The organism is Corallococcus terminator (assembly GCF_049194865.1).
Taxonomy (GTDB): Bacteria; Myxococcota; Myxococcia; order Myxococcales; family Myxococcaceae; genus Myxococcus; species Myxococcus terminator_A.
The window spans coordinates 86,444-110,332 of sequence record NZ_JBLZWL010000051.1 but is presented as its reverse complement, the minus strand read 5'-3'; the positions used below and the strand labels follow the sequence as shown (position 1 = coordinate 110,332).

The following is a 23,889-nucleotide window of genomic DNA, read 5'->3' as shown; positions in this document are numbered from 1 at the left end:
CGATCCCTCTCCAACATGAACTGCCCTTCCATGAAGGTCAGCGCCGCCAGCTCTCCCGCCGTGCGAGAGCCGCGCCGCAGCTCGTCGAGCGTGCGCCGCAGCAGGTCCTCGTCGCGGACCTCCGCGCCATGACGGGCCAGATACGAGAGCACCCACGCGCCCGCGATGCCCAGGGGCCGTCCGCAGCGGGTGGCCTGCTCCAGCTCCTCGCGGGCCTCGACCGGACGGAAGTCCGACCAGGCCACCGTGGCGAGGTTGCGGTGCACATACGTGCGCTGCTCGCAGTCATCCGGAATGCGGGACAGGGACTCTCGCAGGAAGGCCCGCGCGATGGCCGGGCTGTGGCGATGGCGGGCAATCTGCGCCATCTCCTGGAGGAACTGCTGCTCCAGGTTCCACTCGCCCAGCTCCCGCGTCAGGCGCCAGCCGTCACGGGCCTCCTCCACCGCGTCAGCCGGCCGGTTCAGGCCCACGAAGAGGTCCGCGAGGCGGCGGCGCAGCGTCGCGCACCGGTAGGCCAGCCCCCGCCCCGAACACGACGCCAGCGCCGCGCGCAGCCGCTGCTCCGCCTTCCACCACTGCCCCGCGCGCTCCTCTCGCACGGACAGCTCGCGCTCGGCCAGCAGCACCAGCCACGGGTCTCCTCCCGCCCGGGCGATGCGCTCGAAGTCGTCCACGTGGCTCGCCACCACGTCCCGCGCCACGAGCGCGCCCAGGTACAGGTCGTCCTCGCCGGAGCGCCGCAGCGTCTCCAGATAGGCCTCCGGCGAAGGGTGCTCGCCGCGCAGCAGTCGCACGTACTCGCGCGCCAACGGACCGCGTCGCTGGAAGTCAGCGCGCGCGACGGCGTGCACGGTGTCGCGAAGCGTGGTGCCGCCCTGCACTTCGTCCAGCACCTCCGCGAGCGGCGAGAGGCGCAGCGCCGCCTCCCGCGTGGGCGCGGCCCTCAGCGCGTCGTAGAAGGCCAGCCGCACCACGCCCGGGAAGCGCCGCGCCTCGTCCAGGGGAAGCCGCGCGCCCTCCAGCGTGGCCAGGTTCAGCGCCGCGGCCCGCGCGTCATGGAAGTCCCGCGAGCGCAGGAGCGTCTCGCTGCGAAGCCCCTGGGAGCGCACCCGGGCCTCCTCGCTCCACCCGGCCTCCCCCTGCTTCGCCACCGTGTCGAAGGCCTCCGCCGCCTGGAGCGTCAGCCCCAGCTCCCGCAACACCAGCCCCCGGTTCCACAGCGCCTGCGGATGGTCCGGCGACTTGCGCAGCACGGCCTCCAGCAGCTCCAGCGCCTCCTCGCGCCGGCCCTGCTCCAGGGCGATGACGGCCAGGTCGCTGTCGCGGTCCAACGACGCGGGCGTCCTCCGCAGGAAGTCCGCCGCCTGCCGCACGTCCTTGCGTATCAGGTACGCGGCGGCGATGCCGTGCAGGTCCCCCCGGTCCTCCAGCTCCGCCAGCTCGCGCAGCGGCAGGGGCGTCGTCATCACCGGCGCCGCGGGCCCGGCGCGCATCGGCACGTAGGGCCGATACCCGTCCGCCCGCGCATAGGCGACCCGCGCCTCCAACGCGCGCTGCGCCGGATGCGCCGCCCACACCTCGGGCGACGTGGCCCGGGCGCGAGGCACGGCCAGCACCAGCACCAGGAGCGTCGCGGCCAGCGCCACCGCGCCCGCGGCCCACCAGCCCCCTGGGGCCTGCCACGCGGGCAACACCGAGCGCAGCCGCTGGTGCCACGCGGGCTTCGGCTTCGGCCACGGCGGCGTGGGCCACGACGGGAGCGACTCATAGCGCGGCGCTTGCTCCTCCACCTCCTCCTCATCGAAGGGCAGCCCCTCCGGGTGGAGCGCCTGGAAGCCGAGCAGCTCCAACTGCATCGCCTCATGCAGCCCGGCCGCGCACATCGCGCAGCGGGCCAGGTGGTGTCGGAAGTTCTCCTCGTCTACGGGGGCCAGCTCGCCATCCAGGAACAGATGCAACCGATGACACGGAGGGCTCATGCCACCCCCCCGCCGTCCGTCAGCGGCATCAGCAGCTCGCGCAGCTCCTTGCGCGCCTGGAACAGCCAGCTTCCCACGGTGCCCTCGGGCACCCCCATGCGCTGGGCGATGGCCCGGTAGCGCAGTCCCGTGGCGTGCAGCTCGAACGCCTCACGCACACGCGGATTGGGCAGCCGGGCAATGGCCTGGACCAGGTCCACGTCGGTGATGCGCTCCCACATCTCGCCCGTCCTGGCGTCGGGAGACTCCACGTCCTCGCGCACGAGACGGATGTCCCGGCGCTCCTGCTCCAGCAGCTCCGTCCTGCGCTTGCGGCACTGGTCCAGGAAGTGATTGGTGAGCGCCCGGCACAGCCAGGCCCGGTACACGGGCTCTGGCTGCGCGGACAAGGTGGCATGGTGGACAAGCGCCCGGACAAGCGCTTCCTGCGCCAGATCCTCCGGGTCGATACCACCCTGGCCGCACAGACGCCTCGCCATGGCCACGAGCATGGGCCTGACGCGCTGAGCGAACTCCTCGAAGCCTTCGTGTGCCACGGCGGCACTGTAGGCCACGGTGAATCTCTTCACCGAGGCATTGCGATGGTCCCTCATCGACCCCTCGCCCTCCTTCCACGCCCACTCGAAACGCAGCCACCCGGAATCCTTGGGTCGCCGTCGGGAAACCGACGCAACCACGCCGGTTTCCGCCAGCTCCCCGACACCGGTGCAGCCCCCAGGGCGGAGTCGACCCGCCACCTGGAGGACGCCGCGTCTCTTCCGTCCACCACTTGCTTGGACGCCCCACGAACGGAGCGTTGGCGAGGACCTCGCGCCGCCGCGAGGCACCAGACTCAGCCCGGAGGACCGCTGGGCGGTGGGTCTCGCACATCGGGACGCGCCGACTCCGGCGGCGTGCCGACGGTCTCTCCCGGCGCGTCGGAATCCACCACCACGGGCGCCTGCTTCGGAACCGCCCCACTCACCGCGGGCCCTTGCACAACTGGAGTCTCCTCCGCCGGCTTCGCTTCGCTCATGCAGCTCGTCATGTCGCACGGCTCCTGGGGCCCGCCGTCCTCCCTCCCGCAGGATGCGGGGCACGGAGGCCCTCATGCCATAGAACGCACGACGTCCTGCTTGTTGCCGGAAACCTCCAACGTCACAACCCCGAAGGCGCGCTCACTCGAAGAGGAGGACGTGGGACAACCACCGCGCGTCATCGGGGTGCTCGCGCAGCCACAGCGCGCGCGCATCCCTCAACGCCACGGAGGGACGCGTGCCCGCGCGGATGCGCTCACGCACCTTCTCGAAGAAGGCCCCCGCTGAGTCGGGAATCTCCACGGAGGCGGCCAGCACCGCGCTCGCCCCCGCGGAGATGAAGGCCACCGGCAGGCTGTAGGACTCGTGCGGAAATGGCGCCGTCCTCGCCGCGCCACACGTGGCCAGCAACACCAGCGGCGCATGCCGCAAGCGCGTCTGCCGGACCATGTCGGCGGTCAGCGCGTAGTCGCCATCCCCATCCGGCGCGAGCACCACCATCGAGGCATCGGACATGGACGCGCTGAACAGCCCATGGGTGTGGATTTCAATCTCGGACGCGTCCGCCATCTCTCGCGACACGCGCGACGGTGTGGCCTCCGCGCCTCGGAGTTCCACGCGCCACGGGTCCGGTACGCGCGGCGGAGTCAGCGCCCCCAGCTTCTGCAACCGCAACGCGGGCGGGCTCGCGACTTCCGTGACGACCAGATGGCTGGAGCCTCCCCCCTGCGCCGGTGTGGCACGGACACCGCGCCCCACGCGATAGCTCCACGCCAGCGCATCCGGCAGCAGCCCGGTGAGCCCATGCACGGGTGGACGCGTGAGTACATCCACGTGCTCGCAGCCCGTCAGCTCCTTCAAGAGTTCGTCAGGAACCAGCCCCGAGGCCTCGTCTCGCAGCGGCTCCCGTCGCCCCGTGGAATACGCCCCCTTCAGCTCGCCGCCGGGTCCCCGCGCGAGGACCAGGGTGCGCTCGTGCTGAAGCGAGACCGCCAGCAGACAGCTCGAGGGGACGGGCTCCACGCGCAGCTCGCGCCCCATCAATGACAGGGCCTCGTGCCAGGCCCCGGCGCGTCCCGCCTCGGACAACAGGGCGGAGTAGCCGAAGGCCAGTGCCTTGCGCGCATCGACACTGTCCGGAAGGTGCTCCGCCATCGACACGCCCCGCCAGAGCAACGCCTGCCCCGTGTCACGCGACTGCTCCAACGCGAACTGGCCCTCGAAGACGAGCAGCAGCGCCTCGCGGCCGGGCGAGACCCCCGCCTGTCGCAGGTCCGCCAGGGCGCGGCGCAGCCAGTGCCCGTCATGCGGCCTGGGGTTGAAGCGCGCCAGCTCCGACAACACCCGCGCGCCCGTCATCCCCAGCGGCCGTTCACACTCCAGCGCCCGCTCCAGCGACTCGCGCGCCGCCTCCGGACGGAACCGCTGCCACTCCAGCAAGGCCACGTTGCTGTGCACGTGCGTGCGCTGGGCGCAGTCCTCCGGCATGCGGACCAGCGACTCCTCCAGATAGGCCCGAGCGCTGGTGAAGGAATGCTGGTAGCGCGCCACGTCCGCCAGTTCCTGGAGGAACAGCTGCTCGAAGCGCCACTCGCGGGCCTCCTGCGCGCGGCTCCACCCGCTCCACGCGTGCTGGAAGGCCTCCGCGGGACGGTGCAGGTCCAGGTACAGCTCCGTGAGCGCCTGCTCCAGTCCCAGGCAGCGATACACCAGGCCCTGCTTCTGGCACGTGTCCAGCGCCTCCAGCAGCCGCTGCTCGGCGTTCCACCAGTGCCCCTCCTGCTTGTCCTGGCGCGCCAGCTCCAGTTCCCCGAGCACCTTCATCCACGGGTCCTCGGAGGCCCGCGCCAGTCGCACCAGGGCCGCCGAGTCCACGGGCTGCCGCGCGTAGCCCGCGAGCACGAGCGCGCCCAGATAGAGGTCCTCCTCCCCCGAGCGGCGCAGTTCCTCCATCACCTCTCCCGAGGGCGACAGCGCGCCGAGCACGAGTTGCGCGTACCGCCGCGCCAGGGGTCCCCTTCGCGTGAAGTCCCGCCCCGCCACTTGAGCCAGCCACGTTTGGAGGACGCTTCCGCCGTAGCGCTCGTCCAGCGCCCGGGCCAACGGGAGCAACCTCAGTACGTCCTGTCGCCGGGGCGCCGCGCGCACCGCGTCGTAGAAGGCGAGCCGGAGGATGCCCGGGTAGTCCCTCACCGCCGCCACGGGCAGCGGCGCGGACGCATCCGTCAGCAAGTCCCGCGTCGCCGCGAAGGCGTCCTTCCAGGCCCTCCCGCGCGAGAGCGTGGACTCGCGCAGGGAGCGCTCCCGGGCCGAGGCCTCCTCGCTCCAGCCCGGCTCCCCCAGCTTCGCGACCTCGCCGAACGAGTCCGCCGCCTGGAGCGTCAGCCCCAGCTCGGCCAGCGTCAGCGCCCGGTTCCACAAGGCCTGGGGATGTCTCGGTGAGACACGCAGCACGCCCGACAACAACTCCAGCGCCTCCTCCAACCGCGCATGCCGGGTGTCGAGCGGCCCGCTCTGCCGAGCCTGCTCCAGCGCCAGGAGCGCCAGGTCACAGTCCCGGTCCACCGAGGGCGGCAGCCGCTTCAGGAAGGCGAGCGCCTGTCGGGGCGCGCCATGAAGCAGGTACGCGGTGGCGATGCCGTGCAGGTCCCCCCGCGCCTCCATCCGCGACAACTCCTGGAGCGGCAGCGACGGGACGGCGGGACGCTCCCAGGCGCCACTCCGGTCCGGGACAAAGGGCTGATGACGCGCATCCACGGCGCGATACGTCACCCGCGCCTCCAAGGTGCGCGGGCCGTCCTTCACCAGCCAGGCCAGTTCGTCGCCACCCCAGTGGCTGGCGCTGGGGGTTATCAAGAACATCGCGAGGCAGGCGACGAGCACCTTGAACCCGGACCCGGCCTCTCCTCGCCGGAGCCACCCGCGCTTGCGCTCGGCGGGCGGGGATGGCTTCGCCATGGGCGGCGCGAGCGAGGGCAGCGCCCGGTGCACCAGCAACTCCAGTTGCAGCGTCTCGCGGAAGCGCGCCTCGCAGAGCTCACACCCGCCCAGGTGCTGACGGAACCCACCCTGCTCCGCCGCGTTCATCTGTCCGTCGAGGAAGCGCGGCAGGTCCTTGCAGTCGACACTCATCGCCTCCGCTCCCGGCGTCGACGCTCGGCCGTCTCGCGCAGCAGCTCTCGTAGCTCCAGTCGGGCGTGATGCAGGCGCGCGCCCACCGTCCCCGGCGATACGCCAGTCTCACGAGCAATGCGCGCATAGGACATCCCTTGGAGGTACAGCTCGAAGGTCAAACGCAGCTTGGGGCTGAGGAAGGTCAGCGCCCACTTCACGTCCTCTTCACCGACGTAACACCACAGCTCGTCCTGCGCGGCCTCGTCGATGTCCTCGGCCTCTTCATTCAGCTCGAGCAGGCTGCGCAGCCGGTCCGCCTCGCTCTTCCGGCGACGGCACCGGTCCAGGAAGCAGTTCTCGGCGACGCGCCCCAGCCAGAAGCGCTGCTTGTACGACTCCCAATGCTGTAGGTGCTCCCACTGGAGCAGCGCACGCAACAACACATCGTGCACCAGGTCCTCGACCTCGTGCTCGATACCCACACAGTACTTTCTAAGAATGGCAAACAATACGGGTTGGAACTGGCGAGCGAAGGCTTCGAAGTCCGCCCCCGGCGCTCCAGACGGAGGATCCACCACCCTCAATCTTGGCCTTGCCCTCATCATGGCCGCCTCCTTCCCTTTCACTAGAGAACGCGGCAGGTCTGCTTTATTGCCGACAACCTCTTTTCCTCACAGCCACGGCACTCCCGCGACATCAGAAAACCCAGGAGGCAAACTGTCTACATATGGACAGTATGACTTCAGGAGGCGGCGGCCGAAAGGGGCACAGGCTGCGACAGTGGAAGGGTCAACACGAAGCTCGCGCCCCCCAGGGAGTCAGAGCGGCTTGCCCGCACCGAAGCTCCGTGACGTTCCAGGATTCCCCGGGCAATCGCCAACCCAAGGCCAGTTCCTGGACGGGGTCCCTCGCGACGCCGCCCCGTGACGAAGGGTTGGAACAACCGGGGGAGCAGCTCCTCGGGGATGCCGGGGCCGTTGTCCTCGACGATGACCTGGAGGCTCGCATCGACACGCTCACACCGCACACGCAAGACAGGAGCGGGCGTATCACTCAGCGCGAGCAAGGCATTCTCCAGGACAATGACAAACACCTGCGAGAGCTGGGACTGGTCCGCCTCCAACTCCAGGGGTTCACTGTCTGGGAGTTCGAAAGAGACGTCCGGCGCCAGCGTGCCCAATCCCTGTCGCGCGGTGGAGTACGCCAGCGCCACGGTGGCCAGCATGTCCACGCGACGCAGCTCCAGCGGCCGGGGACGGCCATACCGCAGCAGTTCGTCCACGAAGTGCCCGGCGCGGGAGATCTGCTCACGCATGGCGGCGACGGCGTCCGCGTCCACGCCCTGTCGCTCCAGGAGCTTCAGGTGCGCGGCCAGCACGCCCAGCGGGTTTCGCACCTCGTGGGCCACGGCGGAGGTGAACTGACCCAGCTCCGCCAGTCGCGCCGACTGGTCCGCGCGGGCTTCCTGCTCGGCCAGGGCGGCCACCAGCTCGGTGCCCGTGGCGCGGCCCTTCAGCAGCCGGCGACCCAGCCACTCCTGGAGCCCCTGGCGCAGCGGCTCGAAGGCGAGCGCCGACAGCGCCAGCAGGAAGAAGGCGCCCACCCGGTACTCGCGCAGGAAGGGCTGCCCGCTGCCCGCCATCAGCGTCAGCACGCCGAAGAGGAAGCCCGCCGACAGCACCGCCGCCATCGCCGAGTACACGAGGCTGCGCTCCAGGAGCCGCCGCTCCCTCGGAGGCTGGTGGGCGTTGACGACTTGCACCAGCACCAGCAGCGAGGCCAGCACGCCGTACATCCCGAAGGGCAGCGCGTAGCCACCCGACAGGAGCAGCGCCGTGCCCAGGCCACCCGAGTACGCCAGCGCGCCGACGATGCCCAGGCTGCGCAGGAGCGGCCGGCGCTCCGGCGTCTCGCGCTGATAGGAGCGAGCCAGGTGCAGCAGCGGCACCAGCGCAGCGGAGACCGACAGCGCGATGACGGGCCAGAACAGCGGCCCGCGCTTCATCGCCAGCGGCCCATACAGCGCGTCCGGGAAGAGCGCGCCCACGCCGGTGACGACCGCCGCCACGGCGTAGGCCAGCACCACCAGCCGATAGGAGCGCTGCCGGGTGACGTCGTACGCGACGTGGAGGTACGCGGCGGCGGTGAAGGCCCCGCTGGCGGCGAAGCGCTCCCCCAGCCATGCACCCTGGGGCACGCACATCAAGAGCAGCGAGCCGCTCCAGATGGCCGTGGCCAGGCAGTAGAGCGTCAGCCCCCGTGCGTCCCGCCCGCGAAACGCGGCGGTGAAACACAAGAGGAGTGACACCGAGAGGACGGGCACGAGGCTGTAGGCGAACAGGGGCCCCATGGACGGAGTGTGGCAGATGTTCCTAGGCTGCGCGCCCCGTCGGCGCCTCCAGGCGATTCGGCGTCACCAGGAGTCATGAGCAGTGCGGCACTTCGCCATGGTCGCGGCCGGGGCCACCCTCTGGGGGTGTTGGTCTCTCTTCCTCCGGCCCGCGGGCCTGTCCTGGGCCCAGAACGCGCTGCTGGCCCTCATCGCCATGTCGCTGCCCGTGCCCTTCCTCCTGCGCGGCGCCCCCTGGCGCGACAAGCGCGCGACAGCGGCCCTGCTCATCGTCGGACTGGCGGATGCGGCCAACATCAGCCTCTTCTTCGCCGCCATGAAGCGCGGCCCCGTGTCCGTGGCGGTGCTCACGCACTACCTGGCGCCCCTGCTGCTGGCGCTCGCGGCCCCCTGGGTGCTGGGCGAGCGGCGCTCCGTCCGGGCCCTGGTCGCCGCGCCGGTGACGCTGCTGGGGCTGGTGCTGCTCATCGGCCGGCCGGATGGGGCGGGCGGCTCGGAGATGACGGCGGCGCTGGGCGCCGGGAGCGCCCTGTTCTACGCGGCCATCGTCCTGGGGACGAAAGCGGCGACACGGGCATATTCTCCCCTGGCGGTCGCGTCGCTCCATGCGCCGGTGTCGGCGGGGGTGCTGTTGCTCATCGCCGGGGCGGACGCCTTGCCCTCGGCGATGGATGGGGCCACGCTCCAGGTGCTGGCTGGCGGCGCGGTGTGTGGACTGATGGGGACCTTCCTCTTCAATGCCGGGCTGCGGCATGTGCCCACGGCGGCGGCGGGGGCCCTGACCTACCTGGAGCCTCTCACGGCCTCCCTGGTGGGCTGGGCCGTCTTCGCGGAAGCCCTCACCCCCGTGGGGGTGGTAGGCGGACTGCTGGTGTTGGCGGCGGGGGTCTGGGTCGCCTCCGAGCGGAGGGCGGCCGTGGCCGGAGTGCCCCTCCCGTCCACCTCGCCTTGAACCCTCCGCCGAACTCCCCACTTGCAAGGTCGGGGAATCCTTTGGTCCTCTTGGGTGAACGAAGCTCTTGCTTGCAGTGCAGCGCCTTGGCGACGCCGTATGCCCATGGAAACCGCAGCAGACAGCCGTGAGTATCGCGTCCTCTTCTTCTGTCCCGCGTCCAACGCGCGACTGGAGCGGCTGGAGGCACCCGTGCGGCGATTGCTGTCACGCATCCAAGCACCTCCCGCGGAGCTGACGCCCATCCAGGAGTCGGGCGCGCTCTCCGAGGCCGGGTGGCAGGTGTATCTGGTGCGCTCCCTCACCGAGCGCTCCGCGGCCCAGGCCATGGCCGCGTACGTGAGCGAGGCGACGTGCGCGCTCGCCGCCGAGGTCGACGCGGAGGTGCTGGGCCTCTACGTGGACGTGTCGGGTGACTCGGCGCGCATCTGCCGGTGTGGGCCGGAGGACGGGCCCGAGACTTTCGCCGGGCGGCGTCAGGCGGCGCTCAACCGCACGGCCGAGTGGCTGGAGGTGGCGCCCATCCTCCTGTCCGCCATCTTCCAGCTCGACGTGCCGGACGCCGACTACGAGCCGGACGCGGACGACCGCTACGTCGAGGAGAAGCTTCGTGAGGCGCGCGTGCTGATGGAGCGATACCGTCAGGGGAAATGAGGTCTCGAACCCCGGAGGACCTCGCGGGTCGCTGTCCGCGCTGTTTCCTGCCCACCGCGTTGTGCCTGTGCGCCGAGCTGCCCGTCGTCTCCACGCGCACCGAGCTGCTCATCATCCGTCACCACAAGGAGACGCTGAAGTCGACGAACACGGCCCGCATGGCCGCGCTCGCGATGCCCCGGTGTCGCATCGTCTCGTATGGCTCGCCGGCGGAGCGCTTCGATGTGTCGACGCTCGAGGACGACGGCGCCACGTGGCTCCTGTTCCCCACGACGCAGCAGGCCCCCGCGCCGGATGCCACGCTGCCCAAGCGGCTCATCGTCCTGGACGGGAGCTGGGGTCAGGCGAAGCGCATGGTGCAGCGGGTGCCCGCGCTGCGCCGGCTGCCGAGCCTGATGCTGCCTCCGCCGCCCCCCGACTCACGCAGGCTGCGCAGGCCTCCGCATCCGGATGGCATGTCCACGCTGGAGGCCATCGCGGGCGCCTTCGCGCACCTGGAGGGCGAGGACGTGGCGAAGCCCCTCTATGAACTGCATGAGCTGATGATCGACCGCGTACTCGCGAGCCGGGGGCGAGGGACAGTCCCCTCGTGCGACGAGGACGACGGGGACTGACGCCTCAGCAGGAAGCGCCGTCGGTGCAGCGCGCCTTGCGCATCTCCGCGGCGAATGGCGTGGGCTCCAGGAAGCCGGTGATGCGCGGACGCGTGAGCACCTTGCCGTCCGGCGCCACGAAGGCCACCGTCGGCAGCCCCTCCACCCCGAAGCGCTCCATCAGCGCGTCGAGCGCGTCCTCGCTGTTCGTCGCGTCAATCTTGATGGTGAGGAACTGGCCCTCGGACGACTGAGAGATGACCTCGGGCGCCGGATACGTCTCGCGGTCCAGCTCCTTGCAGGCCGCGCACCAGTCCGCGAAGAAGTCGATGAGCACCGGACGCCCTTCCGTCTTCGCCTGGGCCAGCACCTTCTCGAACACGTCCGGAGAGAACGTCGCCTGCTTGGCGGGCATCACGTGGTGCCACTGCCAGGACGGCGCGCGCGGCGGCTCGGCGACGCCCAGGCGCACCCACAGCTCGCCCACCGGCCCCGCGTCCAGCGCGCCACCACGAATCACCAGCGCCACCACCACCAGCGCCACGCCGAACGCCTTGAACGAGAACTCTCGCGCGCCCTCCTTGAAGGAGCGGTGCACCGCGCCCACCAGCACGCCCACCACCGCGAGCCCGGCGGCCACCGCCGCGCCCGGCACCCGGCCCAGCTCCGCGCCCAACATCTTCACCACGCCGCGCGCCCAGGGTGACGCATCCTTCAGGTAGCTGAAGGCCAGCGCGACGAGGACGATGCCCAGCACGCTCTTCACCCACTCCATCCACACGCCACTCTTGGGCAGCCGCACCGTGGACACGCCGAGGACGAAGAACGGCACGCCGATGCCCAGCGCGTAGATGAACAGCAGCGAGGCGCCCAGCGTCGTGTTCGCCGTCTTCGCCACGAAGGCCAACAGGCCCGTCAGCACCGGCCCCGTGCACGGCGCCGCGAGGAACCCGGACACGCTGCCCATCAGGAACGCGCCCGCCACGCCCGCGCCGCCCACCGAGTTCAGCCGCGTCTGGAGGCTCGACGGCAGCGCCAGCTCGAAGGCGCCGAACATGGACGAGGCGAGCAACAACAGGAACACCGCCAGCCCCGTCACCACCGCCGGGTGCCCCAACATCGAGCCGAAGGCCTGCCCCGTCTTCGCCGCGAGGATGCCCAGCGCGCTGAACACCACCCCCATGCCGACGATGTAGGACGTGGTGAGCAGCAGCGCCTTGCCCCGGCTCTCCGCCTTGCGGGCGCCGAAGACGGACACTGTGATTGGGATGAGCGGGTAGACGCAGGGCGTCAGCGCGGTGAGCAGACCGCCGCCGAAGACGATGGCCGCGCCCACGAAGAGGTTTCCGGATTCGAGGAAACGCGCCGCGTCGAGCTCCGTGCTGGGCCCGGTGGGCAACAGCCACGGCACCACGGCCACCGCCACGCCGGCCAGCACGGCCATCAATCCCAGCTTCTTGGCATTCATGCGCGCTTCGCTCCGTCTTCCCGAAAGGGCCTGCCTTGTATACGCAGGCCCCGGTCAGCGGGCTACTGCGCCGTGGGGGTAAGCGAGGAGGCGGGCACCTTCAAGCCCGCGGAGCGCGCCAGCCCCATGACGCCCTCCACCGCTGCGGCGATGTAACCAAAGGGATTTGCTCCATCTATCGCCGTGACGTGGACCTCGCCCATCTTCTGCTGGAAGGCCGCCGCCACCTGCGGCAGCTGCTGCGCGAGCGTCATCTGGATGACCTCCGGGCTGATGGTGTTCTCGATGTCGCGCAGCACGCGGGCCCGCGACAGCTCCATCTCCTGCCGCGCGTTCTCCCGGCGCACCTCCAGCTCCGCGATGGCCACCTCCGCCTCGGCGATGGAGCGCCGGGACTGCACCACCTGGAGCTGCGCCTTGAGCTTCTCCACTTCCTGGAGCTGCTCGGCCAGCTGCCCCTCGTGACGCGCCGCCGTCTGCTCCTGCTCGCGGCGCAGCCGCTCCAGCTCCATCTGCGCCCGGGCCGTCGCCTGCTCCTCCTCGCGGCGAAGGCGCTCCAGCTCCATCAGCGCGCGGGCGTGCTCCGCCTCCTGCTCGCGCTGCAGGCGCACCAGCTCGAACCCGGCCTGCGCGGCCTCGGCATCCTGCGCCAGCTTCTGCTTCTCCAGCTCCAGCTTCGCCTGGCCCACGTCCGCGTCCTGCTCGCGCTTGAGCTTCTCCAGGGCGATGCGCGCGCGCGCCACCTCGAGTTCCTGCTCGCGCGCCAGCTTCTCCATGTCCACCTGCGCGCGGCTCGTCGCCAGCGCGCGCTCGGAGACAATCTTCGCCTCCGACAGCCGCGCCTCGGCGTTGAGCGTCTCCAGCTTGGCCTGCTCGTCGGAGACCTGCTTCTTCTGACGGACCTCCTGCTCGGCGGTCAGCTTGGTGAGCGCCACCTCGCGCTCCACGGTGACTTGCTCCTGCTTCAGCGTGCGCTCCTGGGCCAGCTTCGCCTCGGCCACACGCGCGGCCACGGCCAGCGTCTCCAGCTGGGATTGCTCGTCCGCCGTCTGCTTGCGCTGGCGGACCTCGTCCTCGGCCTCCAGGCGCTGGAGGTTCAGCTGCCGCTCGGCCTCCGTCTCCTCGCGGTGGACGAAGCGCTCCTTGGCCAGCTCCGCCTCGCGCGCCTGCCGCTCCTGATCGCGACGGAAGCGCGCCTGCATGTTCTCGAAGACGGTGGACGACAGGACGCGCACGTCCTGGATTTCAATCGTGTCCAGCAGCACGCCCCAGCCCGCGTCCACCGAGTCTTCCAGCCGCCCCCTGCCCGAGAGCACCGGAGCGATTTCACGCATCAGCTCCGTGGAGATGCCCTCCTTGCGCCGCGACAGACACTCCTCCACGGAGAGGTTGGCGACGAGGCGCCGCGCCGCGCCGACGAACATCTCGCGCAAGAGCTCCGCCAGCTTCTCCTGCGCCCGCTCCGGGAAGGAGAAGTTGAGCATGCGGAAGGCCACCAGCGGGTCCGCGATGCGGTACACCGCGAGGCCCGTCACCTGCACGCCCACCTTCTCGCTCGTCACCTGGTCCGCGGTGAACTGGAGCCGCTGGATGCTGGTGGGCACAATCGCCACCGAGTCACCCGGCCACTTGAAGCAGCTCGCCCCCTGTCCGCTGACGTCACGCACGCGGCCCCGACGCATGTGGACGAGGAACTCGCTGGGCCGCGCGGTGATGAGGCCCCAGCGCTTCATCTTCTCCGGGTCCTCCGCCGGCTTCCCCGCGCGCCAGCCGTCCGAGTAGCGGTTGGGCTCCATCCCCCCGGAGCCCCCGTCCACCCGGACCAGCTGCGTCCGACCGGGCTCCGTGGACTCCACCTGCTCCTTCGACCGGGCCGTCTGCTTCGCGTTCGCGCTCATGCCTGCCTCCTGATGGACCACCCAGGTTGCACCCCCTCAGCCAGCACGAACTCCACGGGAATTCAGACACTTACAGGCGGCAGTAGCCCCGTTGCCGCGCCATTTCGGAGCACCCCGCGCCAGGACGGAGCAGCCGGGACTGATCCACCCTGGCCCAGTCGTTCCACCGCCGACATCCCCTCCACCCGGGCATGCCCAGCAGGTCTCTCGTCCGCCTTATGTTCGCTTGACCCGAGGGCACCCGATTTTATAATTGACCAGTCCGGTCCACATTCATGTGTGACGGTGTATGCCCGCCGCAGCGCGCCCCTTGGGTGGCGCCGGGGTGCGGGGGCAGCAGTAAGCCCCTTCAGGAAGGTGTGGGAAGCGATGCTGAAGCTGCCGATCTACATGGACAACCACGCCACCACGCCGCTGGACCCGCGCGTGCTGGAAGTGATGCTCCCGTATCTGCGCGAGGACTTCGGCAACGCGTCCAGCCGCAACCACGTGTTCGGCTGGAAGGCCGAAGCGGCGGTGAAGAAGGCCCGCCAGCAGGTGGCCGAGCTCATCGGCGCGACGGACCAGGAGATTGTCTTCACCTCCGGCGCCACCGAGTCCGACAACCTCGCCATCAAGGGGGTCATCGAGTACTACAAGTCGAAGGGTGACCACATCATCACCCTCAAGACGGAGCACAAGGCCATCCTGGACACCTGCAAGCGCCTGGAGCGCGTGCGCCAGGAGCGCCTGGACGAGCTGAAGCTCTTGCGCCTGAGCCAGCTCGCCGAGCGCGACGTGTCGCCTGAGGACGTGGCGGAGCTGGCCGCGAAGCACGACCTGGAGAACGACGCGACGTACAAGAAGTGGGCGGAGCTGCCCACCGGTGGCGCGCGCGTGACGTACCTGGACGTGGAGCAGGACGGCCGGGTGAGCATGGAGAAGCTCGAGGAGGCGATGACGCCGAAGACGGTGCTCGTCTCCATCATGTTCGCCAACAACGAGATTGGCGTGGTGCAGCCCGTCGCGGAGATTGGCGCGCTGTGCCGCAAGAAGGGCGTCCTCTTCCACTGCGACGCGGTGCAGGGCATCGGCAAGGTGCCCTTCGACGTGGAGGCAATGAAGGTCGACCTCGCGTCCATCACCTCGCACAAGATGTACGGCCCCAAGGGCATCGGCGCGCTGTACGTGCGCCGCAAGCCGCGCGTGCGCATCGCCCCCCTCATCGACGGTGGCGGCCATGAGCGCGGCATGCGCTCCGGCACGCTGAACGTCGCGGCCATCGTCGGCTTCGGCCACGCGGCGCACCTTGCGCGCGAGGAGCTGGCCGACGAGGCCGCCCGCATCCTCCGCCTGCGCGAGAAGCTCCGGAAGGGGCTCACCGACGCGCTGGACATGACGGTGCTCAACGGCTCGCTGGAGCACCGGCTGCCGGGCAACCTCAACATCTCCTTCGCCCACGCGGAGGGCGAGTCCCTGATGATGGGCATCAAGGACGTCGCGGTGTCCTCCGGCTCCGCGTGCACGTCCGCCTCGCTGGAGCCCTCCTACGTGCTGCGCGCGCTGGGGGTGGACGAGGAGCTGGCCCACAGCTCCATCCGCTTCGGCCTGGGCCGCTTCACCACCGAGGAGGAGGTCGACTTCGTCGTCAACCTCGTCGTCGACAAGGTCCGCAAGCTGCGCGACATGAGCCCCCTCTACGAGATGGCCAAGGAAGGCATCGACCTCAAGAGCATCGAGTGGACCGCGCATTAGCGCGGCTTTCCAGGCAATCAGCGGGGCGCATGGCCCCTCGACCGGTGGGCATTGCTCCCCGGAACCTTTGGTGAGAAGCATCCGTTGAAGGAGTTGGCATGGCTTACAGCGACAAGGTCATCGACCACTACGAGAACCCCCGCAACGTCGGGACGATGGACAAGGAAGACCCGAACGTGGGCACGGGCCTCGTGGGGGCTCCGGCGTGCGGCGACGTGATGCGCCTGCAGCTCAAGATTTCCGATGACGGGCTCATCGAGGACGCGCGCTTCAAGACGTTCGGCTGCGGGTCCGCCATCGCCTCCTCGTCGCTCGTCACCGAGTGGGTGAAGGGCAAGACGGTGGACCAGGCGATGACCATCTCCAACAAGGACGTGGCCCGGGAGCTGTCGCTGCCGCCGGTGAAGATCCACTGCTCGGTCCTCGCCGAGGACGCCATCAAGGCGGCCATCGAGGACTTCAAGAAGAAGCGCGCCGCGCGCAAGGCCCAGGCATCCTAAGGGCTGTAGGTACGGCGAACTTCACGACTCCAGGAGGCGGAACCATGAGCGACCAGGCAACCCAGCAGACGACGCAGAGCCCGGTGCCTGGCCCCGCGCCCGTGGCCAAGGCCCCCCCCAAGGGCATCGTCGTGGCGGACAGCGCGGTGGCCCGGCTGAAGGAGCTGCTGGAGCAGCGCCAGACGCCCGAGGCCGGTTTGCGGCTGGCCGTGAAGGGCGGCGGCTGCTCGGGCCTCCAGTACTCCATGGAGTGGTCCGAGAAGTCCCGCGAGCGCGACAAGATCTTCGAGCGGGACGGCGTGCGCGTCTTCGTGGACCCGAAGAGCTACCTGTACCTCATCGGCACGGAGCTGGTGTTCGAGCAGACGCTCATGGCCTCCGGCTTCAAGCTGAACAACCCCAACATCAAGGCCGCTTGCGGCTGCGGAGAGAGCTTCTCCGTCTGAGTGGGGACAGTCCCCGTCCCTTCCCTCCCGGAAGGGACACCGTCACGCGGGGTCCGGCCAGCCGCCGGGCCCCTTTCGTTTGTCTGGCCCACACCCCCATGGAGCACACCGAGTGAGGACCCACTTCGACGTCTTCGGGCTGCCGCGCGCCTATGACGTGGACGTGCCCGCGCTGGAGAAGCAGTACCGCGAGCTTTCCCTCCAGCTCCACCCGGACCGCGTGGCCCAGGCCGACGCGCGCGAGCGCCTCAAGGCCCTGGAGGCCACCACCGCCCTCAACGAGGCCCTCAAGACGCTGAAGGACCCGGTGCGGCGCGCCTTCTACCTCTTGAAGCTGCACGGGGTGGACCTGGACCGCGAGGACGCGGGCGCGCAGAAGGACATGCCCCTGGAGTTCCTCGAGGAGGTCATGGAGCTGCGTGAGGCGCTCGACGGGGCCATGGAGAAGAAGGACCTCGCCGGCGTGCAGGGCATGGGTCGGCAGGTGGAGGGTCGGCGCAAGGCGGCGCTCGACGAGGCGGCCGGTGTCCTCAGGGCGCTGGAAGGTGGGGGGACGGCGGAGGAAGCGCCGGCCCAGGTGAGAAAGGCATCGCACGCGCTGGGGCGGGTGCGCTACTTCACGCGCTTCCTCGAGCAGGTGGACGCGTTCGAGGAGGAAAGTCTGTCGTGAGCACGAACGGCTACATGCAGATCCACGACCCGCTGAAGCCCAAGGGGCAGGCGGTGGGCATCGACCTGGGCACCACGCACTCACTCGTCGCGGCGGTGGCGCAGGGCAAGCCCCGCTGCGTCCCGGTGGACGAGGGCGACTCGCTGCTGCTCCCCTCCGTCGTGCACTACGGCAAGGACGGCGGTGTCATCACCGGCGTGCGCGCCCGTGCGCTGGCCGGCGAGCACCCCACCGACACCATCGCCTCCGTGAAGCGCTACATGGGGCGAGGCCCCGACGACGCGGAGACGCGCAAGCTCTCGCACTACAAGTTCGTGCCCGGCGCCAACGTGGTGCGCTTCGACGTGGCGGGCGGCAACCCGGTGACGCCCATTGAAGTCTCGGGCGAAATCCTGCGCGCGCTGAAGCGCCGCGCGGAGGCTCACTTCTCCATGAAGGTGGAGCAGGCCGTCATCACCGTGCCGGCGTACTTCGACGACGCCCAGCGCCAGGCCACCAAGGACGCGGGCCGGCTCGCCGGGCTGGAAGTGCTGCGGCTGCTCAACGAGCCGACGGCGGCGGCGCTGGCCTACGGGCTCGACAAGGGCAGCCAGGGCACCTTCGCCGTCTATGATTTGGGCGGCGGCACGTTCGACATCTCCATCCTCAAGCTGGTGGATGGCGTGTTCGAGGTGAAGTCCACTGGCGGCGACTCCGCGCTGGGTGGCGACGACTTCGACCGGGCGATTGCGTCACAAGTCTTCCAGGCGCTCGGCATCACCGAGCCCTCCCCTTCCGTCGTGGCCCAGACGCTGGCGGCCTCGCGCAAGGCGAAGGAGGCCCTCACCGACGCGCCCGAGGCGACCGTCACCGTGGGCGGTCAGTCGCACACCGTGAAGCGCGCGGACTTCGACGCGTGGATCCAACCGCTGGTGAACAAGACGGGCCTCGTGTGCCGTCGGGCGCTGAAGGACGCGGGCGTGGTGGCCGGGGAGCTGGACGGCGTCATCCTCGTCGGAGGCTCCACGCGAGTGCCCGCGGTGCGGCGCTTCGTCGCGGAGCTGTTCGGCCGCGAGCCCCTGGGTGACATCGACCCGGATCAGGTGGTCGCGCTGGGCGCGGCGGTGCAGGCGGACCTGCTCACCAACACGGACCGTCAGGACGAGGTGCTGCTGTTGGACGTGATTCCGCTGTCGCTCGGGCTGGAGACGATGGGCGGCATCAGCGAGAAGTTGATTCAGCGCAACTCCACCATCCCCACGGCGGCGGCGCAGGTGTTCACCACGTTCAAGGACGGGCAGACCGGCCTGGACGTGCACGTGGTGCAGGGCGAGCGCGAGCTGGTGGAGGACAACCGCAGCCTCGCGCGCTTCACCCTCTCCGGCATCCCTCCGCTGGCGGCGGGCATGGCGCGAGTCGAAGTGCGCTTCCAGGTGGACGCCGACGGCATCCTCTCCGTCTCCGCGAAGGAGCAGAGCACCGGCGCCGCGCAGTCCATCACCGTCAAGCCGAGCCACGGCCTCACCGAAGAGGAGATCGAGCGGATGTTGCTCGACTCCATCGAGTACGCCGAGGACGACATCCAGGCGCGGCAGCTGCGTGAGCAGCGCGTGGACGCCGAGCGGGTGCTGGCCGAGGCGGACCGTCAGCTGCGCGAGCACGGCTCGCTGCTGGAGGGCGACGAGAAGGCCACCATCGACGCGGCGCTCGCGAAGGTGCGCGAGACGGCCCAGGGCAAGGACTACCTGAAGCTGAAGGAGGCCGTGCACGCGCTGGACGAGACGTGCCGCCCCTTCATCGAGCGGGTGATGAACCAGGCCATCACCCAGGTGGTGGCCGGCCAGTCGGTGGAGGACTACTGACGTGCCCAAGGTGACTTTCAAGAGCCCCCTGGCCGAGGTCAGCGTGGACGTGCCCCCGGGGACCATCCTCCTGGACGCGGCCGAGCAGAGCGGTGCCCAGGTGGGCCATAGCTGTGGCGGGGTCTGCGGCTGCTCCACCTGTCACATCTGGGTGCGCAAGGGCCTCGACTCGCTGAGCGAGCAATCGGACGCGGAGGCGGACCGCCTGGACATGGGGTTCGACGTGCGCCCGTACTCGCGGTTGAGCTGCCAGACGGAGGTCAGCCAGGAGGACGTCACGGTGGAGATCACCGAGGAGTCCCTCACCGCGTTCATGGACGAGAACCCCGTCATCCGCCGCGCCCTGGAGTCCGAGGGGAAATGGCCGCTGAAGAAGTGAGGTTGTTACGTAGTTCTTGACGGCGCGGGGCAGGACTTCTATATGTCCGCCCCATCGCAGCAACGCCGCAACGCCGCGAGGAAGAACCACCTGCCCAGGTGGTGGAATTGGTAGACACACTAGATTCAGGGTCTAGCGCCTGCAAGGGCATGGAGGTTCGAGTCCTCTCCTGGGCACAAAGTTGAGAAGGGGTCCTGGTTCAAACCAGGGCCCCTTTTCGCTTTTCAGGGCTCTGATTGCCCCAGCGCTCACGGTGGTGCTGGCTCCACGGACTCGTGGGCCACGTGGCTCGCGGCCTCGCGCGCCAGGCTGCCGCCCTTGCGCAAGTCGCGAATGCGAATCTTCCGGACGTAGACGGAGATGGCCCCCACTCCCGCCTGGCTGAGCACCGTCCCCAGGTGGGTGAGCGTGGCGAAGGCCGCCGCGTCCTCCGGGCTGGCTCCCAGGCTGCGGGCCGCCCAGCTGGTGACGAAGTAGTAGATGCCCATGCCAGCCGGGACGCCGGGGAGCGCCTGCCCCAGGGAGATGGCCCCCAGCACCACGGCCCCCGCGAACAGGCCCCCTTCGATTCCAATGCCGTGCAGCGCCAGCCCGTAGGCCAGCGCGGACGCCATCACCGGGCCCACCGAGAAGAAGAGCACCTTGCCCATGCCCCGGAAGGAGCGCGCGGAGCCCAGCCCGTCGCTGACGTGGTGGAGGAAGCCCTCCAGGCGCGGGAAGCGGTGACGGCGGTGCAGCCAGTTCGCCAGCGGCGCGGACCAGTGGGCCAGCAACACGACGAGGGCGACGAGGCCCACGCACAGGGACACCGCCACCTTGAGCTGCCCCTGGAAGCGGGAGAGCGTGGTGCCGAAGGGCCCCAGCAGGGAGAGCGTCACCAGCAACATCAGCGCCGCGAACTCCATCAGCTTGCAGACGCCGACGGTGCCGAGGCAGCGCAGGAAGGGAATGCGCTCGGTGCGCGACAGGAGGAACGAGCGGAGGATGTCGCCCAGCTTCCCCGGCAGCGCGTTGTGGACGAAGGCGCCAATGGCGACCAGGTGGTAGCGCTCGCGGAAGGGCACGCGCTTGCGCAGCGTGCTCTGCCACTGCACCGCGCGCAGCGGGATGATGGAGCCCTGGAGCAGCACGAAGGGCAGCAGCCACACGAGGTGGCCGGGCAAGTCTCGCAGGAAGTCCCTCAGCGGGAAGCGAGGCACGAGCAGCGGCCCGGTGCCTTGAAGGTTCCACCGGAAGAAGGCCGTGGAGAGCAGCACGACGGACAGCGCCAGTCCCAGCACGGCGAGCAGCACCTTGGGCAGGCTGACGCCGCGCGCCGAAGGTCGGGGCCACATGCCCCTGGGGCGAGGTGGCTCGGGCGTCACTGGACCCACCGCAGCCTAGGAGCGGGCTCCACATAGGTCTGCGCGAGCCGCTCGTGCAGGTCCGCGCAGTGGCCCAAGCCGGACAGGTCCACGGGCGCGTCCGCTGGCCAGCACACCAGGCTGTTGGCCTCCGTGCGCGTCAGTCCACCGTGCGAGCCGAACTCCCAGGCGAAGCCCACCGTGCCGCCCCGCTGCACCGCCTCGCCGAAGAGGACCAGGTCTCCCGCGGTCTTCATCGCCGGCAGTCCCCTGAGGAAGTCCGCCACCGCGCGACGGCTGTACTCGGAGGCCAGGGGCGCTCGCTCGATATCATCTGGGCCGTAGACGCCGCCGCGCACCACGGCCACCGCGGAGTTGCCTCGGCGCATCGCGACGATGCCGATGTCCGCGCTTCGAGTGGCACGCGCCAGCACCTCCGGGTGACGCGCCAGCAGCGTGCGCGCCTCCAGTGGCTCCTTCGCGCCGGAGAGATAGACGTGGGCGAAGTTGCCGCACTCGATGACCACGGGCTTGAACGGTTCTCGCGCGACGGTGTCCAGCTCCGGGAGCGGACGTCCTTCACACAGGCCGCGAGCCACGTCGTCGGACAGCGGGACACGCTCCCCCTCGAAGAGCATGGACTCCAGCCGTACGCCCTGACGCTGCTCCAGCGGCAGGCTGTCCACGTGCCCGTGGTCCGAGAGGATGACGACGTCATACGGACGCTCCACCGAGCGCGACATCGCATAGAGCTCCGAGAGGTACGCGTCCACGCGGTGCAGCTCCATCAGCGCCAGCTCCGAGCGAGGCCCGCGACGGTGGGCCACCTCGTCGTAGTTGCCGTAGACGAGGTAGATGGCGGGCACGCCGCGCACCATGTCCACCAGCGCCTTGGTGTGCGCGAAGCTCCAGCCCAGGCGCTGGAGGAACACGCGGCTGAGCAGGAAGGACTGCTCGTGGCGCCAGTCGTGGAGGGAGTGGCCCCAGTGGGCCACCTCTCGCGCCGCCTGCCACGTGTCCATTCCGAACGAGCGCAGGAAGTCCCAGGCGCCCCGCGTGCGGCCCGCCGACAAGCCCATCATCTCGTAGGAGAACGAGCGCGACATCAGCTTGAAGCTGCCCAGCGTGCTCATGCTCCACGCGTTGTCCGCGCCCGCGCGAAACAGCGAGAAGTACCCGTGGCCACCGCCGTCCAACAGGCTGTCACGCCCCGCCCCTCGCAGGCGTTGATCCACGAGCAGAGCGTCCGAGGGCACGTTCATCCGCACCTCGCGGCCCAGCTCGCGGTCGTACCAGGAGTAGGCAGGCAGGTTCGATTCACGCATCCCGTACAGCAGGCCCGCCTGGAAGTAGGGCGTGGAGGTGGGCGCGCCCCAGAAGGCGTCCTCCAGATGAAACGCGCCCGAGCGGATGAGTCGTGAGAAGAACGGCATCTTCCCGGCGACAATCGCCTCGTCCAGCAGGGCCTTCGGCACCCCGTCTAAATGGACAATCAGGAGGTTCCGACGTCGGTGCGCCGCTGCGGGCGGAACTTTCGCGCGAATCCTCCGCGCAAGTCCGTGGGCCCACATCCATGAAGCTGGGGTAATGACACCACTCACGTTGACGCCTCCCCTCCCTCGGCGGGCAAAATGAGCACTTGGGGGGACGGCCGCCTTCAGTCGAGGGCAGCTCTCCTGGAAAGCAGGCGGGCAGACAGCGCCGTCCTTCAGTCGGGATGGAACCGACTCAGAGAGGCGTCACCACGGTCCCCATGCTGATTTCCGCCGTCCTGCTCGCAACCCTCGCCGCCGCCCCGGTGCAGACACCGTCTCGGCCGGCACCGGGGCTGCCTCCCGCGACGACGGAGTCGGGCTCGGACATCATCGCGCTGCCGATGATGACGTTCAGCTCGGACAGCGGCATCAGCTACGGCGCAGTGGGCGGCATCTACCTGTATGGCCCCGGGAAGACGCCTTACGCGCACGGCATCGGCGCGCAGGTGCTGTTCAGCAGCCGAGGGGTGCAGAGCCACTACCTGCGCTACGACGGGCCGCGCCTCATCGGTCCGCTCCGCGTGGAGGCGGGGCTCGAGTACCGCCGGGAGCTGCGCAGCCCCTTCTTCGGCGCGGGCAACCTGTCGGCGCCGGACTTCAAGGGCGACCTGGACAACGAGCGCTTCACCTTCGACAAGGGCGCGCCGAGCGCATGGATTCGCCTTCGGGGCCGGCCGTTCGGTCCCACGCATCCGCTCCAGTCCTACGTGGGCTACGCGTGGCGCAACACGCGCGTGAGCGCGGAAGACCACTCCATGCTGACGCAGCAGCAGCCCATCGGCATCGAGGGCGGCTCCACCGGTCAGCTCCTCGCGGGCGCGCTGTGGGACACGCGCGACGACGAGACGGACCCGCTGGAGGGCGGCGTGGAGGAGCTGGCCCTGCGCGTGTCCGGACAGGCCACGGGCAGCCGCTACCAGTACGTGGGCATCACCCTGAGCGAGCGGCGCTACCTGCGGCTGTCCTCGCGGCTGACGCTGGCGCAGCGGCTCACCCTGGACATGCTCTTCGGCGACGTGCCGTTCTTCGAGTGGAGCAACACCGGCGGCGTGAATGTGTCGGAGGGCATCGGCGGCATGAGCAGCGTGCGCGGAATCGAGCGCAACCGCTTCTCCGGCAACATCAAGGCGTTCAGCAACACGGAGCTGCGCTTCCAGGCCGCGCAGATGCAGGTGTTCGGCAAGAACATGAAGGTGGGCGCGGTGATGTTCCTGGACCTGGGGCGCGTGTGGCATCCGGGCGTGCCCGACGGCAGCTGGCACGAGTGGCACCCCGGCATCGGCGGCGGCCTGCGGCTCACCCGTCGCGCCGCCGTGGTGCGCATGGACTACGCCCGCTCCACCGAGACGGGCCGCCAGCGCATCTACATCACCTTCGGCCACATGTTCTGAACGAAACGAGGCCCCGGGCTCGC

At 69.9% G+C, this 23,889-nt stretch carries 20 protein-coding genes and 1 tRNA gene; 11 read left to right on the top strand and 10 right to left on the bottom strand.

What is annotated here, in order from left to right:
• The 6 genes from ACN469_RS17510 to ACN469_RS17485 all read right to left on the bottom strand — a co-directional run.
• Nucleotides 1-1,982: tetratricopeptide repeat protein (locus tag ACN469_RS17510; RefSeq protein ID WP_498769339.1), on the bottom strand; the 1,982-nt coding region annotated here is incomplete at its 3' end.
• Nucleotides 1,979-2,575 carry an RNA polymerase sigma factor gene (locus tag ACN469_RS17505; RefSeq protein ID WP_498769337.1) on the bottom strand — a complete coding sequence of 199 codons (597 nt, stop codon included), beginning with the start codon at nt 2,573-2,575 and terminating at the stop codon, nt 1,979-1,981. The genes ACN469_RS17505 and ACN469_RS17510, both read right to left, overlap by 4 nt.
• Before the next feature lie 239 nt (nt 2,576-2,814).
• Nucleotides 2,815-3,009 (bottom strand): hypothetical protein, encoded by a 195-nt coding sequence (locus ACN469_RS17500; RefSeq protein WP_498769335.1) that lies wholly within the window; start codon nt 3,007-3,009, stop codon nt 2,815-2,817.
• A gap of 130 nt (nt 3,010-3,139) precedes the next feature.
• Complete coding sequence (locus ACN469_RS17495) at nt 3,140-6,130, bottom strand: CHAT domain-containing protein (RefSeq protein WP_498769332.1); 2,991 nt, start codon at nt 6,128-6,130, stop codon at nt 3,140-3,142.
• Nucleotides 6,127-6,714, bottom strand: coding sequence for an RNA polymerase sigma factor (locus ACN469_RS17490; RefSeq protein WP_498769349.1), 588 nt, complete (start codon nt 6,712-6,714; stop codon nt 6,127-6,129). The genes ACN469_RS17495 and ACN469_RS17490 overlap by 4 nt, the downstream gene beginning before the upstream one ends.
• Nucleotides 6,715-6,854: 140 nt before the next feature.
• The gene (locus tag ACN469_RS17485; protein ID WP_498769330.1) at nt 6,855-8,462 is read right to left on the bottom strand and encodes a sensor histidine kinase; all 1,608 of its coding nucleotides are present in this window, start codon (nt 8,460-8,462) and stop codon (nt 6,855-6,857) included.
• Between the two features lie 82 nt (nt 8,463-8,544).
• Between ACN469_RS17485 and ACN469_RS17480 the strand changes: the two genes are divergently transcribed.
• The 3 genes from ACN469_RS17480 to ACN469_RS17470 all read left to right on the top strand — a co-directional run bounded on the left by ACN469_RS17480 (nt 8,545) and on the right by ACN469_RS17470 (nt 10,682).
• Nucleotides 8,545-9,414 (top strand): DMT family transporter, encoded by an 870-nt coding sequence (locus ACN469_RS17480; RefSeq protein WP_498769328.1) that lies wholly within the window; start codon nt 8,545-8,547, stop codon nt 9,412-9,414.
• Between the two features lie 105 nt (nt 9,415-9,519).
• On the top strand, nt 9,520-10,068 hold the full coding sequence (locus ACN469_RS17475; RefSeq protein ID WP_141644216.1) for a hypothetical protein: 549 nt from the start codon (nt 9,520-9,522) through the stop codon (nt 10,066-10,068).
• Nucleotides 10,065-10,682 carry a tRNA-uridine aminocarboxypropyltransferase gene (locus tag ACN469_RS17470; RefSeq protein ID WP_498769326.1) on the top strand — a complete coding sequence of 206 codons (618 nt, stop codon included), beginning with the start codon at nt 10,065-10,067 and terminating at the stop codon, nt 10,680-10,682. The genes ACN469_RS17475 and ACN469_RS17470 overlap by 4 nt, the downstream gene beginning before the upstream one ends.
• Nucleotides 10,683-10,686: 4 nt before the next feature.
• On the opposite strand, the gene ACN469_RS17465 is transcribed toward ACN469_RS17470, so the two are convergent.
• Nucleotides 10,687-12,129, bottom strand: coding sequence for a protein-disulfide reductase DsbD family protein (locus ACN469_RS17465; protein WP_498769324.1), 1,443 nt, complete (start codon nt 12,127-12,129; stop codon nt 10,687-10,689).
• Between the two features lie 62 nt (nt 12,130-12,191).
• A complete protein-coding gene (locus ACN469_RS17460) occupies nt 12,192-14,027 on the bottom strand; it encodes an SPFH domain-containing protein (RefSeq protein WP_498769322.1) in 1,836 nt (611 codons plus the stop codon).
• Nucleotides 14,028-14,399: 372 nt separating this feature from the next.
• Between ACN469_RS17460 and ACN469_RS17455 the strand changes: the two genes are divergently transcribed.
• From ACN469_RS17455 to ACN469_RS17425, 7 genes are all read left to right on the top strand, one after another.
• Nucleotides 14,400-15,761 carry an IscS subfamily cysteine desulfurase gene (locus ACN469_RS17455; RefSeq protein ID WP_498769347.1) on the top strand — a complete coding sequence of 454 codons (1,362 nt, stop codon included), beginning with the start codon at nt 14,400-14,402 and terminating at the stop codon, nt 15,759-15,761.
• 98 nt (nt 15,762-15,859) lie between these two features.
• Nucleotides 15,860-16,261 (top strand): Fe-S cluster assembly scaffold IscU, encoded by a 402-nt coding sequence (gene iscU / locus ACN469_RS17450; protein WP_141644221.1) that lies wholly within the window; start codon nt 15,860-15,862, stop codon nt 16,259-16,261.
• Between the two features lie 44 nt (nt 16,262-16,305).
• On the top strand, nt 16,306-16,707 hold the full coding sequence (locus ACN469_RS17445) for a HesB/IscA family protein (RefSeq protein ID WP_498769318.1): 402 nt from the start codon (nt 16,306-16,308) through the stop codon (nt 16,705-16,707).
• A 112-nt stretch (nt 16,708-16,819) separates the two neighbouring features.
• Nucleotides 16,820-17,377: a Fe-S protein assembly co-chaperone HscB gene (gene hscB / locus ACN469_RS17440; protein WP_498769316.1), complete on the top strand. Its 558-nt coding sequence runs from the start codon at nt 16,820-16,822 to the stop codon at nt 17,375-17,377.
• Nucleotides 17,374-19,218: a Fe-S protein assembly chaperone HscA gene (gene hscA / locus ACN469_RS17435; protein ID WP_498769314.1), complete on the top strand. Its 1,845-nt coding sequence runs from the start codon at nt 17,374-17,376 to the stop codon at nt 19,216-19,218. Before hscB ends, hscA begins: the two co-directional genes overlap by 4 nt.
• Nucleotide 19,219: 1 nt before the next feature.
• On the top strand, nt 19,220-19,597 hold the full coding sequence (locus tag ACN469_RS17430; protein WP_498769312.1) for a 2Fe-2S iron-sulfur cluster-binding protein: 378 nt from the start codon (nt 19,220-19,222) through the stop codon (nt 19,595-19,597).
• 92 nt (nt 19,598-19,689) lie between these two features.
• Nucleotides 19,690-19,773, top strand: a tRNA-Leu gene (locus tag ACN469_RS17425).
• Between the two features lie 72 nt (nt 19,774-19,845).
• On the opposite strand, the gene ACN469_RS17420 is transcribed toward ACN469_RS17425, so the two are convergent.
• Nucleotides 19,846-20,931: a lysylphosphatidylglycerol synthase transmembrane domain-containing protein gene (locus ACN469_RS17420; RefSeq protein ID WP_498769310.1), complete on the bottom strand. Its 1,086-nt coding sequence runs from the start codon at nt 20,929-20,931 to the stop codon at nt 19,846-19,848.
• A gap of 26 nt (nt 20,932-20,957) precedes the next feature.
• Complete coding sequence (locus ACN469_RS17415) at nt 20,958-22,511, bottom strand: alkaline phosphatase family protein (protein WP_498769345.1); 1,554 nt, start codon at nt 22,509-22,511, stop codon at nt 20,958-20,960.
• Nucleotides 22,512-22,693: 182 nt separating this feature from the next.
• Between ACN469_RS17415 and omp85 the strand changes: the two genes are divergently transcribed.
• Nucleotides 22,694-23,866: an Omp85 family outer membrane protein gene (gene omp85, locus ACN469_RS17410; protein ID WP_498769308.1), complete on the top strand. Its 1,173-nt coding sequence runs from the start codon at nt 22,694-22,696 to the stop codon at nt 23,864-23,866.
• Nucleotides 23,867-23,889: the final 23 nt, after the last annotated feature.